We start from the raw sequence: 13542 nt of genomic DNA on the forward strand, positions 1-13542 counted from the left end.
TAATCTTGGCGACAGCTTCTTCCCGAACGAGCCGAAAACGAAATCACTCAATGGCACGATCACAGGACACGACGGCGTGTTCCTCGTCAAAAGTGCCGACGTGGACGCCTACATGCATCAGTTCGCGCCGCAGGCTCTACGCTACTCCGCAGCAACGAACTGCGAGCTTCCCGGAGTCATGAATTTTGGAGAATCGAAAGGGCTCACGTTCGACCGCGTCATGATCTACCCGCACGGACTTGCTAAGAAATGGCTGAAAACCGGAGACCTCACTCATGTAGCTAAGTCGGTGGCGAAGATGTATGTTGCATCAACACGCGCGCGGTATAGTGTCGCGTTTGTCTATGACGGCGCGACCTGTGCTATCCCCGCCACTCGGTGGATGGCAGTCGTCTGATGGGCAACATCAAAACCAACTCAGCACCTAAAATCGCCTGTATCGGCTGGGGTTCGCTCATATGGGAGCCGCGTGATTTGCCTATAATTGGCGATTGGCATTCTAACGGGCCTAGCCTTCCGGTGGAGTTTGCTCGGCAATCCTCCGCAGATCATATCACACTCGTCATAGTTGAAAGCGATCATCGCGTTCCCACGCTGTGGGCCGAGTTGAATGTGGAGACCGTCGCTCAAGCCGTTGAGGCGCTCAGGGTAAGGGAGGGCGTGCCCTATGAAAGTTCAATCGGCCGTTGGCCTAACGATACTCAAAAAGAATATCTATCGAGCGATGCTATAGCCGAGTGGGCAACAGCGAATGGAGTGCAGGCAGTTGTATGGACCGCGCTGCTGCCGGGAATGAAGGGAAATAGGGGTTCGATTCCAACCCTGGACGAATTAACCGTCCACCTCGCAAAGCTGGAAGGCTCAGCTCTCTCAAAAGCCAAAATCTACATAGCGAATGCGCCGTCTCAGATAGCCACGCCTTATCGGCAAGACCTTGCCAAGGCTTGCGAAACCTCGTCGAGCGATACGCTATGACAGATGGCGGCCGTAAGTTTTCTGAGCTGCGTCACGACCTGCTTGATCCACAAGCGGACCACTATGAGGTGCCTTTGACATTCGCCGCGACGCTGCGTGCGCACGGTTCATATGAGACCACGCGCTTCGTGCTGCGCCTCAGCCCGAAAAATCATGAGCTGGTGGATAAGCTTGAGGTAAACGCATACGGCGACGGTCCCATCCCTTGGGAAGCGATACAGGCTTACTCGACCTACATTCACGAGACCATACACTGGTGGCAGCATGTGGGCTCGACGTCAGGACTGCTGCTGAGCCTGAGCTATTTCTCGCAGCTACATTCGACAATGGACGAGCTTCGGGAATGCCTGAAAAGGTTTGGCCCGATCAAATCGCTGAAACGATATACCGATGAGGTGTTGCTGGACGAAGGATGGGAGGCTCAGGAAAAGCTCGCTCCAGCAAACTTTGCTGTAAATAATGCGCTCGATATATTCTACTATAAATCATACGCTCTTCGCCCAAGGCAGGCAATACAATGGATGATTAAAGATAATCATTTCGAAGACATTGGATATATGTATAGCATCGTTTACGGACAGCTTATCGGCTTGGTTTCAGGTGCTATCGATCCAGAATTCCAATTTTTGCCAAGCCTAGAGCGCCTCAGCGAAGAAACTCTTCGCTTACATACAGAAGGCCATGAGGGGTTTGTAAAAAACTCAAACGTGCATCTTCCTTATGTTGGACTTCACGCGATTTACGAAGGGCAGGCACGTTTCATTCAGCTTGATTTTCTTAATCGCGCGCGGGACGAGCCGTTGACCTGCGAGGAGTGGCGAACCGAGGGCTATCTCTCAGGCATATACGTTGAGGCTTTTGAAAGCTTCCTGAAGCATACGGAAACGGAATGGCCCTCTTCTCTTTCCGACCCGATTGTCCCGCTTTTCCTTTTGGTGTGCGATCTCGCGATCAATCCTACGCGCGGGCTCCCGTTTGATTTCGGCCATTTGGAAAACTTGATCCACCACGTCGATGTAGGAATACGGTTTGCCGAATTTTGCTTCGCGATCAAAGACGCACCGAATTTGAAATCCGCGATAAAGAAATTATCTTTAGAGGAATATGTTGAGGTTTCAAGCGAGCTTTGTAAAGCGCGCCATTACGACCATCCAATGGCAGCTTTGGAAGAGGTAGTGCGATGGGCGGAGGAATATCCGCTTGTTCAGCGGCTTATGGAGGAGCACCGGACATTCAAATTCAACCCTGAGAACCTGAATATCAGAGTCTTTCTTTCGCACTACATTTCGATGTGTAAAGACAAGTACGAACATCCGCACTTTTTCTGCTGGCCGGGGGCATATATGGCAGGTCATCCGAGCGAGGTGGATTTCCGACAAGTATGGTTGCGCCACTTGTCGCTGTTTAGCGACAAGGCCGACAAGGACGGGGTATACCCCCGAAAATGGCCCGACCGCTCTGAAAAGGCTGTGATGGAAACCTTCAATCGCTTTTATGGCACGATGGCGCTCTATGAATTAACCGAGCAATGGATTTTGCGCGATGGGCCGTTCAATTGTGATTTTAGCTGGATGTCTGACAATTACGATGAACAGTCTTTCAGAGGCTGGGCAAATGACAGTTTCAGAAAGGCTTTCGGGGCTGATCTTTCCGCGTTCAAAATTCTAGGCTCCAAGCCGCAGACGTAAATGGCAGGGGCGAAGTCCATCCAAACGTTGAATGCGCGCGGCAATGTCATGCTTTAGGTCACGTGCGACTATTTTAGAAAGCCGCCGATTCTAAGCTATGACCCGATATTCTGGTAGCGGCACACGGCAGCTTCCCACTCCATTCCCGACAAAACTACCACTGATTGTCACCTCTACTTGGAATACTTCCATTTCGGTTCTTGCTTGATCATTCTCGGCCCCGTACGCTCTTCGTCGCAGCGGGGGGCTGAACAATGGCAAAGCGTTTTCCATGGAAAAGAAATTACCTTATAATTCCGCCGTTTGTGCAGAGCGCACTTAATGACATTGACGGCGACTTCATCGCTGTCGCTGCGACAAAGAAAATCAAACGTGAAGATATTGAAGCGGGGCAGTATAGTCACGCTGGATTAAGCATAGACGGCTCCTTCATCATCGCCGTTGGTCCAACCCACCCCCCTGCCGATGCAGGAAAGTGGTCTGAGCGGAACGCTTATGGCTGGGACCGTAAGCGTGAGGATTGGCCGATGGTCCAGAAGACATGGACCTTCGAGTCACCCAACTTCGGGGACGGCGCGCGCAACGGCTGGACAATGCGTTCTTGGACAAAAGACGTTTACCAGCACCAAATTTTTGAACCGCAGGGCATGACCATCGAAGCGAGTGTACTTGAAGATAGAGGCGGCGAGCAGGTGGTAGTCAAATTTGCTCTCGCGCCCATGCTTAGCCGAAGCGCAGCCGAGTTCGACTTAATGCTGCTTTGGGCGATCAACGTCCTGCAAGAGAATACGGGCGTCACGGGCGTGTTCGCGAGCGACGCGACGCGCGAAGAATACATTTCAACCGTCGCGCTGGACTGGCAAATTTTCCCGCCGGGCAACGCTGACGAAGTTGTTGCTCGCTTGTTGGGATCGGCCGATCCGACGAACGCCGCCGACTTTGAGAAGCATGTTCGCGAGCGGGTGCGACTGTTCGAGGGTTTCGAGCCGAGGGCCTACATACGCGGTCAGGGCGGCTTCGGCTCATATTTCGGAGCACAGTTTGCTGACGATTTAGTCGTGTTCGAGAACCTTAGATACGGCAACGCGGTCTATTTGCTGTATCAAGATTGGAATGAAGCATCGCAACGGTCGCGGCTCGATCTTCTCCGCGATCAGGACGCACACTTTGATCGCGTAGTGCATACTGATGGATGGCAAGATAGGCTTGTATCACTGTTGCACGATAAGCTCTTTGAACGCGGCCTACGGCGGCGGCGGAGTGGCTACCGGTCAAAACGTAGCGGCCGCTGACTTGCTGGAAAACAACTTCAACGTTCCGACAGAACAGTGGATGAGCAGGAGGGGGAGAGCATATGGCTAGATGTACTGCACCAGTAAGGGGACACCGCTCGGCGGCGGCGGCAGCCGACTGCCCCGCATGCGGAGGGCGTTATGGTCGCTCGGGGGGGTATGGCAGCTACGGCAGTTACAGTGATTATAGTAGCTATCGGCCATCTCCCACCCCTTCTTCGTCGGTTAACCGGGGCGGTGGCAGTTCGGGGCAGCGCAGCTCAAAGCCGCGCTGGTCCCCATCGAGTTCCGGGGTGTGGTACACGACTGAAGAAGTGAGGACACTTACTCCTGTCCGTGAATCTGTCGAAAGCCTCGCAGTTTCGCAGCCTGATCTCCGAGACGTTTTCCTGTGCCACGCGTGGGATGACCGACAGGGGGCCGCGAAAGACCTTCATGACCTTCTCGAAGCGCGCGGTGTTCGCGTGTGGTTTAGCGAAAAGGACCTCGGCCTTGGGGTGCCAATGATGCGGGCGATTGACAAGGGCTTGGTGAACTCTCGCGTAGGTATCGTGCTGGTTACGCCGGCCATGTTGCGTCGCCTACCGGCAGAAGGTGTCGCGGACAAAGAGCTTTCAGCGCTTCTTCGACGTGAGCGGCTCGTGCCAGTTGTACACGGAACGACGTACGAGGAACTTGAGAAGGTCAGCCTTCTACTAGCGTCTCGGGCTGGGTTGAACACTGCCGAAGAATCTATGGCGGCAGTTGCGGCTAAGATTGCCGAGTTGGTCGCGGCTTAGGAAAATCGGGTGATAAGCGGGTTGAGCGTCCGAACTCGGGACTAGGTGCCACCAGATCGCGATTGTGCCTGAAAGGCGGGTTTCATGGAATGTCCGCTGGAACCCGCTACTCCGCTTCGCACCCCATTTTAGCCATTCGTTCTTGCTTCAATTTAGAGGGCTATAGCGTAGGTGTAGTTCTCCGTTTCGTCGGCTTCGGCCCGCCAAAGAATTCAAAAGCCTGATCGCTCAATGAGCCATCAGGCTTTTTTTATGGCTCTTCGCCAAGACTCGCCATCTGGTAGCTCTTGAAATTCCTCGCTAGCGGCATACCGTCTCCCCAAGCCTTCATTTTATTGATTCGCGATGCGCAACACGCTACAATCAGGCCATGATCAAGAGTTTTCGGCACAAGGGCCTTCGTCGTTTATTCGAGACTGGCAGCGCAGCCGGCGTCCAGGCAAGCCACGCCAAACGCCTTCGCCTGCAACTGTCCGCCCTCGATACCGCTCAAGCTATCGAAGACATGGATATCCCAGGATTCAGGCTCCACCCTCTCAAAGGCGCAATGAAAAACCGCTGGTCAATTACCGTCAACGGAAGCTGGCGCATCACCTTTGAATTTGAAAACGGAAATGCCTTTGTCCTGGATTACGAGGACTATCATTGATGAACATGCACAACCCACCCCATCCCGGCGAATTTATATCCGGCATCTACCTCGAGCCCAACAATATCAGTGGGCGCGAGCTTGCCAAAGCGCTTGGTGTAGCGGCCTCCACACTAAGCCGAGTACTCAGCGGTGCGTCTCGCATTACGCCTGAAATGGCGCTTCGCCTCTCCAAAGCGCTCGGACGTAGCCCAGAAAGCTGGCTGGCCATGCAGGACGCTCACGACTTGTGGCTCGCCCGCCAACATGTCGATTTGCAAAATGTCGACGAATTGCAATTTGCCATCACCTAACATGGGGTCTGCAATCTTCACGAGGGACGCACTGTACCTAAGCTAGTAGGATCCCTCCCCCTGCTTCGCATTACTGCCCATCAAGCATTATCAAGAAAATGACAACAGCTTCTAGCATTGGGTCGTATTCAAGCGGGAGAATGGTCAATCGTTCGTATCGAACTCAGCCAGTTTTCTTTCACCCAATATTCGCTACGATTTTGATGCCATGCAGCCCGAATGGCTTATCGAGGTCAAGCCGGTACGTTAATCGTTCATGGAATGGCCACTACCGGTTGCGGATTCAACCGATGTTGGTGCACCCGCTCAAGCAAGAATGTCCATAGCGCGGTGGCCTGCCGGCACACCTTGGACGAGAAACACTGTCCCAACGCTGTTTGCCGTCCTTAATGGTTTTATCGCTTGGTAGGCCGGTGAATCATACCAGCGCGACGCACGCTCCAGATCGGGAAACTCGACGACGATCAGGTCTGCCGTCGGCTCGTCCTCCAACGAAAGATACGGCCCGCCGTGGATGATGAACCGGCCTGCGAACGGCTGGAGTGTCGAGTCGATTTGCTCGAGATAGGCGCGGATCTCGTCGTTCAGGCGCGTTTCGGAAATGATGGCGACGGCATAAGCTGGCATGAATGACTCCTGAAATGACGGCGTTGATAGGTGCGCAACCATGCAATGTGTTGCGGCGATGTCATGCCATTGTCGACCGGGTGATCCTGTGCGTCGATGACGTCGGAGGTAATCGCGTCGTGTGCCATCCGCTGGCATATTTCCAATCGCGCAAGCGACCGAGGATACCCGTTGCCGGTCCTGCCGGTTTCTACGTCAAGCGCGAAACAGCGCCATTACCTTGCATGTAATCGACCGGGACCGCACGCTGCAGCAGAATCACGCTGTTGCATTCGACAAGCTTGTCCGCAACAACCCAACCATTTTTCCAAGGAGATTCCCATGACCGAAAATACCCGTCCAAGCATCCCGGCCCAAATTGCCGCACAATATGTTGGCATTTGGAACGAAAACAATCCGGCACGCCGCCGCACGCTAATCGAACAGACATTTACGGCGCAGGCCAGTTACCTCGACCCGGGCATGCAGGCGGCTGGGCACGATGGCCTCGATGCGATGATCAGTGCCGCCCAAGCGCAATTTGCCGGCTTACGCTTTCACGTGTCCGGAACGCCGGATGGACATCATGACGTCATTCGCTTTTCGTGGTCCCTTGGTGCAGACGATGCCGAACACCTGGCGGCTGGCACCGATATTGCCGTTGTAGCGCCGGACGGACGCATCGAACGGATCACGGGTTTCCTTGACAAGATGCCTTCCTGAAGCCGGACGTGTCGTGTGGCAGCTATTCAGCATGGAGACAGCATGGAACAACAAGAGCATGTCCGGCAGAGTGAGCGCGACAGCCGCTACTTTGCCGATTTCGCTACGGCACTGCGCTACTGGCGCGACAAGCGTGGCTATACCCAGCTTCGGCTGTCGAGCGAGAGCGGTATCTCGCAACGACACATCAGCTTCCTTGAAAGCGGCCGCTCGCGGGCGAGCCGCGAGATGGTTCTGAAACTTGGAATCGTCCTCGACATCCCGCTGCGCGAGCGCAACGTGATGCTGCTGGCGGCCGGCTATGCGCCGGCCTACCGGGAACGCCGCTTGTCCGATCCGGAACTGGCCGCAGTGAAGCAGGCATTGGACTTCATGCTGGCCCAGCAAGCCCCGTATCCGGCGCTGGTGGTCGATCGGCTATGGAATCTTGTAATGGCCAATGCGCCGGCGGCAATGATGATGCGCTGGCTGCTCGAGATGCCGAACGGCGCCCCCCTGCCAAGCGAGGGCGTCAATGTGCTGAAACTGATGCTCGATCCGAACGGTGTTCGCAAGCACCTGCAGAACTGGGAAGATGTCTGCGCTGACCTGCTGCATTGGATCCAGCGTGAAGCGATGAGCGACGGCCTCGGGAGCGAGGCCGCGAACTTGCTCGGTGAATTGGCCGCATTGCCAGGGATCAGCGAGACGACCCGCTTGGCCAACCTCGATGCGCGCGCGCTGCCCTTCCTACCGATGCAGATTCGCAAGGATGGTGTCGCGCTGAACTTGTTCACTTCAATTGCCACCATGGGCACTCCGCACGACGTGACGGTGCACGAGTTGCGGATCGAATCGTTCTTTCCGGCTGACGAGCCCACGGCCCGCTGGTTCCGTGAGCGCGCAGCGATGTCGGAACCAGCATGAAGGAGACGGGCGTACCCGAAGGTCGTAAATCTGCAGTGGCCGTGTCAGCTTGCACTGCCTCCCGAGCCTACTTCCGCTTAGGGTCGATAACCTGAGATGGGGTCAGACCCCGTACTGAGATCTGGGGTCAGACCCCGTACGGGGTCTGACCCCAGATTGCGAGTACGACGAGCTGACCGTGTTCGGTAAGCAAAAATCCCACCAGAATGCTTAGGGCAGTGCCATTTAGACTTGACCCGCCAATTGGTATCCCCTACGCTGCTGAAAAATACATAACGAGTTTTCGCAAGCGATCATTTGCGCAGTATCCGGCAGCATGATCAACTGGCAACAAAAAACCAAACCAAAAAGAGGAAGACAATGAACCAAGCAGCCGTACACGAGCCCAGCCTTTACAAACTTATTATTCTTGTTGCCTGCATAGTGGTTGCAATGTTCTTTGCAACAGCCCTGGTGGCGCTTGTATTCATGCCAAACCAGCTTATTTCAAGCATGCTGTTTGAAGATGTAGCGTTTCTCCTGCCTATGGCCTTATCCACCCTTTGCAGCGCAAGCGTCTTGGCGTGGTATGTTCAATCACATAGGTCCAGATTCAAGAGCTAACGGGTAACACTGGTTCGAGACAGCCGCAGCAAGCCTTTCGATCATCATCACGCCTGTAGACAGGCCGTCTTCGCGAGACATGGCCTGCCCTACGGCGGCGGCGCGAGCGATGACGGATGGCCTCTCCACGAACGCAAGAGCATCCGCGAGAGCCGCCGTATTCAAGCGACCGGGATGCAGCGGAGGTGGCGCCACGCCCAGCCGGTGCAGTCGGTCCGCCCAGAAGGGCTGGTCTCCTGCAAATGGCATGACGATGGATGGAACGCCCGCGCCCGCAGCCGAGTGCGAGGTTCCCGAGCCTCCGTGGTGGATCACGGCGGCCATTCTGGGAAATAGCCAGTCATGCGGCGTGGCATCGATGCGAAGCAGGTTTTCCGGAAGCGCCACCCTTCCGAGGTCGCTCCAGCCCGGCCAGACCACGGCACGGCGGGGGCCCAGTGCCTTGATGACGATTTCGAGCATGTGCGGCAGATCGACGCCGGCCATGCTGCCAAAGCCTATGTAGACCGGCGCCGGACCGGCGGCAAGGAACCGGGCCAATTCCGGTGACGGGACGAAATCGGTATCGAGCGACGGCACCCATTGGCCACACATTACCGCATTGGCCGGCCAGTCCTTGGGCTGCGGCAATAGGGTTGGCGAGATACCGTACAGCATAGGATGATTGGTCCAAAGCGCTGTCCTGGGCGGCAAGCCGAGCACTTCGGCCCTGGCGCGGTTGAGCGCTTTCCTAAGTCCTCGCCAGAGCAGCTGGTTGGTAAGCTCCATACTGGCTCGGTTGAGCCGGGCGGGAATCCAGGCCGGTGGCAGAAAGGGTGAAGGGAGTTCTCTTGATGGCGTCAGCGGGATCATGCCGGCCCCGATTGCCGGGACACCCAGGCGCTCTGCGACCGAAAGCCCGACAAAGCCAGCCAGCCCCGATGACACGATTGCGTCGCAACCCTCGGATACCGCCAGCGTTTGCGCCATCCACGCCGCAGCGTTCGCATTGGTCAGCTCCACGAGCGCCTTGGCTGTGCCTCGGGCTCCAGACCGGCTCCACCTAGCGAATAGCGCACGGATATCCCGCGCCAAGGGCGCAGCCGGAATCCCCAGTCGCTGCGCCAAGCCCAGCGACTGGGCCTCCCCCAGCAAGAAAACCTGGTGCCCCGCCTTGGCCGAGGCGCGGCTCAATGCGACCAGTGGGCGTGTATCCCCTTCCGTGCCATAAGTCAGGACAACGAGTTTCATGGGCACTCTACAATTAAGTAAACGTCGTATACTTTATCATATCGTTCCTTGCCCACCCTTATTACCGAAGCATGCCAGACCGCTCCCCACGGCCTCGTCGCCGCGCAGAGATTCCCGCGCACATCCAGGAGGTTGCTCGAAACCTGTTTGAGTCGAAAGGCTATGCGGGTGTGACCATGGAACAGATCGCCGGCCAGGCCGCCGTTTCCAAACGCACCTTGTACAAATACTTTCCGGTTAAAGAGACGCTGCTCGAGCGTCTGCTGGAAGAAAAACTGGCGATGGATCTCGCGCAACGGGATTTCCGCATTGATCACCAGGCCGGCTTTCGCGACAGCGTTTTGCGCTTGCTTCATGGGTCCGCACAGTGGTGCGAGCAACATGCCGATTACTTGCTGCCCTACATACGTTACAAGTTCGCGACCTTCGACCCCGGCGCGGCGGCTGGGGAAGACAAAGGCCTCCTTCCCGTCTGGGCGATGCTGATCGCCTCAGCGCAGGAACGCGGAGAACTGCGCTCCGCCCGTCCGGCCCGGCAGCTTGGAACCTATTTCCATTATCTGTATCTTGGCGCCCTGATGCGCTGGCTCACCGAGCCGCGGCTTGATCTGCGCCGGGAGTTCGACATGGTGGTTGATCTCTTCATCGATGGCGCAGCGTGAGGCTGCGCCATCGAGGCCGACCGCCTCGGGATCCGCTCGGCCTTCTTCAAGCCGGCAGTCGCGCCCCGAACCTAAATTCGAGGCGCCCGATGCCGTTAGCTGTCTGGAAGCGGGCGACCGCGGCTCGCCCCTTCTTTTAACCGCCTGGAGAGATCGATCCATATGTGGGAAAATGGAAAGATGTTCATAGATCCGTCCCTGGATCTTCCCTATATCGACGGAAGCCATAATCTCGGGCTGGTAGCGCTGTCGGTACTCGTGGCCGTATTTTGCTCCGTCATGTCGATGCTCACCGCCAGGGTGGCGCGCGACTCGGATCTCATGCTGCATCGCCAGGTGGCCATCGGCACCGGCGCGATCGCACTGGGCGGCGGCATCTGGACCATGCATTTCATCGGCATGCTTTCCTTCGAGCTGTGCGCCGCCATCACCTACGATCCGGCCACGACGATACTGTCGGTGCTGCCCAGCCTGGCCGCATCCTGGATTGCCTTGCAGATCTTGTCCCGCAAGGGGGTGCGTGGCTGGCAATTGATCGCGGGAGGTGTCCTGGTCGGGTTGGGCATAGTGACGATGCACTACAACGGAATGGCCGCAATGCGGATGACGCCCATCCTGCGCTACGATCCGTTCGTGTTCACGATGTCGATCGTGCTGGCGATCGGCCTGGCCATCCTGGCCTTGTGGGTGCACTTCGGGCTGCGCCTGGCTCGCCTGCATCCCATGCTGCGGCTCATCCTCAGCGGAACCGTGATGGGCGCCGCGATTTCGGGCATGCACTACACGGGCATGGCGGCCGCGCACTTCATCGGCACACCGGAAGACGCGCAAAACACGGTGTTGCTCAACAATACCTTTGCGTCCTTGTGGCTGTCGACCTTTACCATCACCCTGACGGTGCTCGTGACCTCTCTCAATGCCCTTATCCGCTACCGCCAGCTCTACCGCAAGATGGAGGACAGCGAATCGAGCATCCGGGCCATTGTCGACACCGCGGTCGACGGCATCATCACCATCGACCATCACGGCCTGATCCGCGCATTCAATCAATCCGCGGAACGGCTGTTCGGCTGGAAAGAATCCGAAGTCATGGGCCGGAACATCAAGATGCTCATGCCCGAACCGTATCAGTCCGAGCATGACGGCTATTTGCACAACTACATGAGCTCGGGGAAGCCGAAGATCATCGGTTCGGGCCGCGAGGTCACCGGCCTGCGCAAGGACGGCAGCCTGATGCCCATGCGACTGGCGGTAGGACAGGTCAATCTGCCCGGCGCGCCCCTGTTCGTCGGGTTCGTGACCGACATCACTGCGCAGCGCGAACTGGAGTCTTCCCTGAGGGAAGCGGCGGAGCGTGCCAAGCAGGCGGCGTCCGCCAAGACCGCCTTCCTGGCCAATATGAGCCACGAGATCCGCACGCCGATGAACTCCATCATCGGCTTCACCGAGCTGTTGCTCAAGGACACGCTCACGGCCGAACAACGCGGCTACCTGAATATCGTGCGCAAGTCCTCGCACTCGCTGCTGGGCTTGCTCAACAACATCCTGGATACCATCAAGCTGGAAAAAGCCGCGGTCAACGTGGAAAGCATCGATTTTTCGATGAAGGAGCTGGCCACCCAGATCGTCAATTCGCTGAGCCTGAGCGCGTCGGCGAAAGGCCTGCTGCTGAGCCTGGACTATCCCGACGAGATGGAGGAATACTTCGTCGGCGACCCCTTGCGCGTCCAGCAGGTCCTGATCAACCTGATCGGCAACGCCATCAAGTTCACCGAACAAGGCTCCGTCACCGTCGAGTTCAAGCATGAGGCCGGCACGGTCCACATCGCGGTCCGGGACACCGGCATCGGCATGAGCGCCGAACAAGTGGAAAGCATTTTCGATCCCTTCACACAGGCAGATGTCTCGATCAGCCGGCGCTTTGGCGGCACGGGGCTGGGCACCACCATCTCGCGCCAGCTCGTGAAGCTGATGCGCGGCACCATCCATGTGGACAGCGCACCCGGCCAGGGCAGTGTGTTCCATATCCGCCTGCCTTTGCCGGCGGGCCGCCGGCCCGACCCCGTCGCGCCCAGCGCCGGCGCACCTGCACTGCCGCCCTTGAACATCCTGATCGCGGACGATGTGGAGCAAAACCTGGAGCTGCTGACGCTCATCCTGCTCAAAGACGGACACAACGTAACGTCGGCCCGGGACGGGGAAGAGGTCCTGGAAAAATTCAAGCAGAAACGCTACCACGTCGCACTGATCGACATCCATATGCCACGCGTGGATGGCCTGACGGCAACGCGGCATATCCGCGAGCTTGAGCGTCAGCAAGCGCTGTCGGCCACTCCCATCATCGCCCTGACGGCGAGCGTGATGGACGCGGATCGACGTGCCGCGCGAGCGGCCGGCATGGACGGATTTGCCATCAAGCCGCTGGACGCCGTCGGCTTGCTGTCGGAAATCGCACGGGTCCTGAACCTGGGACCCGGCCAGGAAGCGCCTCATGCAGAAAGCGATGAGGACTCGCCGGATGCACAGATGGACTGGGCAGCCGGTATTGCGCTTTGGGGCAGCGAACAGAATCTGATGAGCGCCGCGGAAGGTTTTCTGGCCACTGTCGATCAGCGCCACCCCCTGCCGGACGAAGCGGCGCCCGCCGGGGAAGACTGGTCGGCGGTTCGGGCCAGCCTGCACGGCATACGCGGTGCCGCGGGCAATCTTTCCATGAAGGGCATTGCCCAGCAGGCGGCTATTCTGGAAGACGCCCTGCGCAATGGACGCGTGGACGGCCTGCGTCCAAAGATCGCGCACCTCAAGCGCATGCTTGAGATGGCATCGCTCGAACTGCAGGACCGACGGTCCTCGCGGCAGGCCCCCGCGCCAAAAAGCCAATCCGCGCCGCAGGCCGCTTCCCGCCATGAAATGGCGGCGTTCGTGGAACGCGCGCTCGCGCAGCTCGAACGCCACGAGATCGACGATGCCTCTCTCCAGCCCATTCTCGCGGACCTGGACAATCAAGGGGAAGCACAATTGCGCGCTCAGTTGGTCAATGCGTTGGACTCCTTCGATTTCGACCACGCCCGGATACTGCTGCACGAGGCCGCCGCCCTCTTGCCGGCGCGGTCTACCGAAAATTGAACAGCAATGA

The 13542-nt window shown here is 57.6% G+C and carries 13 protein-coding genes; 11 read left to right on the forward strand and 2 right to left on the reverse strand.

Features of this window, described 5'->3' with window-relative positions:
- Nucleotides 1–76: 76 nt before the first annotated feature.
- The 7 genes from ACSBPU_RS17610 (at nt 77) to ACSBPU_RS17640 (ending at nt 5676) form a co-directional block, all read left to right on the forward strand.
- Nucleotides 77–397 (forward strand): hypothetical protein, encoded by a 321-nt coding sequence (locus tag ACSBPU_RS17610; RefSeq protein ID WP_210319217.1) that lies wholly within the window; start codon nt 77–79, stop codon nt 395–397.
- Entirely contained in the window at nt 397–975 is a 579-nt protein-coding gene (locus tag ACSBPU_RS17615) for a hypothetical protein (protein WP_156912080.1), read from the forward strand. The genes ACSBPU_RS17610 and ACSBPU_RS17615 overlap by 1 nt, the downstream gene beginning before the upstream one ends.
- On the forward strand, nt 972–2663 hold the full coding sequence (locus ACSBPU_RS17620) for a hypothetical protein (RefSeq protein WP_029076839.1): 1692 nt from the start codon (nt 972–974) through the stop codon (nt 2661–2663). Before ACSBPU_RS17615 ends, ACSBPU_RS17620 begins: the two co-directional genes overlap by 4 nt.
- 254 nt (nt 2664–2917) lie before the next feature.
- On the forward strand, nt 2918–3955 hold the full coding sequence (locus tag ACSBPU_RS17625; RefSeq protein WP_139208202.1) for a hypothetical protein: 1038 nt from the start codon (nt 2918–2920) through the stop codon (nt 3953–3955).
- A gap of 62 nt (nt 3956–4017) precedes the next feature.
- Nucleotides 4018–4734 (forward strand): toll/interleukin-1 receptor domain-containing protein, encoded by a 717-nt coding sequence (locus tag ACSBPU_RS17630; protein ID WP_029076841.1) that lies wholly within the window; start codon nt 4018–4020, stop codon nt 4732–4734.
- 370 nt (nt 4735–5104) lie between these two features.
- Complete coding sequence (locus tag ACSBPU_RS17635) at nt 5105–5383, forward strand: type II toxin-antitoxin system RelE/ParE family toxin (RefSeq protein ID WP_442593130.1); 279 nt, start codon at nt 5105–5107, stop codon at nt 5381–5383.
- Entirely contained in the window at nt 5383–5676 is a 294-nt protein-coding gene (locus ACSBPU_RS17640) for a HigA family addiction module antitoxin (protein WP_442593131.1), read from the forward strand. The genes ACSBPU_RS17635 and ACSBPU_RS17640 overlap by 1 nt, the downstream gene beginning before the upstream one ends.
- 306 nt (nt 5677–5982) lie before the next feature.
- Here the strand turns inward: ACSBPU_RS17640 and ACSBPU_RS17645 are convergent, their stop codons facing one another.
- Nucleotides 5983–6303 (reverse strand): DUF1330 domain-containing protein, encoded by a 321-nt coding sequence (locus ACSBPU_RS17645; RefSeq protein ID WP_442593132.1) that lies wholly within the window; start codon nt 6301–6303, stop codon nt 5983–5985.
- Nucleotides 6304–6624: 321 nt separating this feature from the next.
- On the opposite strand from ACSBPU_RS17645, the gene ACSBPU_RS17650 reads away from it, so the two are divergent.
- Nucleotides 6625–7005 carry a nuclear transport factor 2 family protein gene (locus ACSBPU_RS17650; protein ID WP_442593133.1) on the forward strand — a complete coding sequence of 127 codons (381 nt, stop codon included), beginning with the start codon at nt 6625–6627 and terminating at the stop codon, nt 7003–7005.
- A gap of 42 nt (nt 7006–7047) precedes the next feature.
- Entirely contained in the window at nt 7048–7911 is an 864-nt protein-coding gene (locus tag ACSBPU_RS17655) for a helix-turn-helix domain-containing protein (RefSeq protein ID WP_442593134.1), read from the forward strand.
- Nucleotides 7912–8487: 576 nt separating this feature from the next.
- Here ACSBPU_RS17655 and ACSBPU_RS17660 read toward each other — a convergent pair.
- Entirely contained in the window at nt 8488–9744 is a 1257-nt protein-coding gene (locus tag ACSBPU_RS17660; RefSeq protein ID WP_442593135.1) for a glycosyltransferase, read from the reverse strand.
- Nucleotides 9745–9815: 71 nt separating this feature from the next.
- On the opposite strand from ACSBPU_RS17660, the gene ACSBPU_RS17665 reads away from it, so the two are divergent.
- Both ACSBPU_RS17665 and ACSBPU_RS17670 read left to right on the forward strand, forming a co-directional pair.
- Nucleotides 9816–10406 (forward strand): helix-turn-helix domain-containing protein, encoded by a 591-nt coding sequence (locus ACSBPU_RS17665; RefSeq protein ID WP_442593136.1) that lies wholly within the window; start codon nt 9816–9818, stop codon nt 10404–10406.
- A gap of 180 nt (nt 10407–10586) precedes the next feature.
- Nucleotides 10587–13532 (forward strand): MHYT domain-containing protein, encoded by a 2946-nt coding sequence (locus ACSBPU_RS17670; protein ID WP_442593137.1) that lies wholly within the window; start codon nt 10587–10589, stop codon nt 13530–13532.
- The last annotated feature ends 10 nt before the right edge of the window (nt 13533–13542 follow it).

The organism is Parapusillimonas sp. JC17, from assembly GCF_052180245.1.
Lineage (GTDB): Bacteria > Pseudomonadota > Gammaproteobacteria > Burkholderiales > Burkholderiaceae_B > Parapusillimonas.

Coding starts and splice junctions, on each gene's coding strand:
- ACSBPU_RS17645 (WP_442593132.1), bottom strand. CDS start 6,303: ATGCCAGCTTATGCCGTCGCCATCATTTCCGAAACGCGCCTGAACGAC.
- ACSBPU_RS17655 (WP_442593134.1), top strand. CDS start 7,048: ATGGAACAACAAGAGCATGTCCGGCAGAGTGAGCGCGACAGCCGCTAC.
- ACSBPU_RS17615 (WP_156912080.1), top strand. CDS start 397: ATGGGCAACATCAAAACCAACTCAGCACCTAAAATCGCCTGTATCGGC.
- ACSBPU_RS17660 (WP_442593135.1), bottom strand. CDS start 9,744: ATGAAACTCGTTGTCCTGACTTATGGCACGGAAGGGGATACACGCCCA.
- ACSBPU_RS17625 (WP_139208202.1), top strand. CDS start 2,918: ATGGCAAAGCGTTTTCCATGGAAAAGAAATTACCTTATAATTCCGCCG.
- ACSBPU_RS17640 (WP_442593131.1), top strand. CDS start 5,383: ATGAACATGCACAACCCACCCCATCCCGGCGAATTTATATCCGGCATC.
- ACSBPU_RS17620 (WP_029076839.1), top strand. CDS start 972: ATGACAGATGGCGGCCGTAAGTTTTCTGAGCTGCGTCACGACCTGCTT.
- ACSBPU_RS17635 (WP_442593130.1), top strand. CDS start 5,105: ATGATCAAGAGTTTTCGGCACAAGGGCCTTCGTCGTTTATTCGAGACT.
- ACSBPU_RS17650 (WP_442593133.1), top strand. CDS start 6,625: ATGACCGAAAATACCCGTCCAAGCATCCCGGCCCAAATTGCCGCACAA.
- ACSBPU_RS17670 (WP_442593137.1), top strand. CDS start 10,587: ATGTTCATAGATCCGTCCCTGGATCTTCCCTATATCGACGGAAGCCAT.
- ACSBPU_RS17630 (WP_029076841.1), top strand. CDS start 4,018: ATGGCTAGATGTACTGCACCAGTAAGGGGACACCGCTCGGCGGCGGCG.
- ACSBPU_RS17665 (WP_442593136.1), top strand. CDS start 9,816: ATGCCAGACCGCTCCCCACGGCCTCGTCGCCGCGCAGAGATTCCCGCG.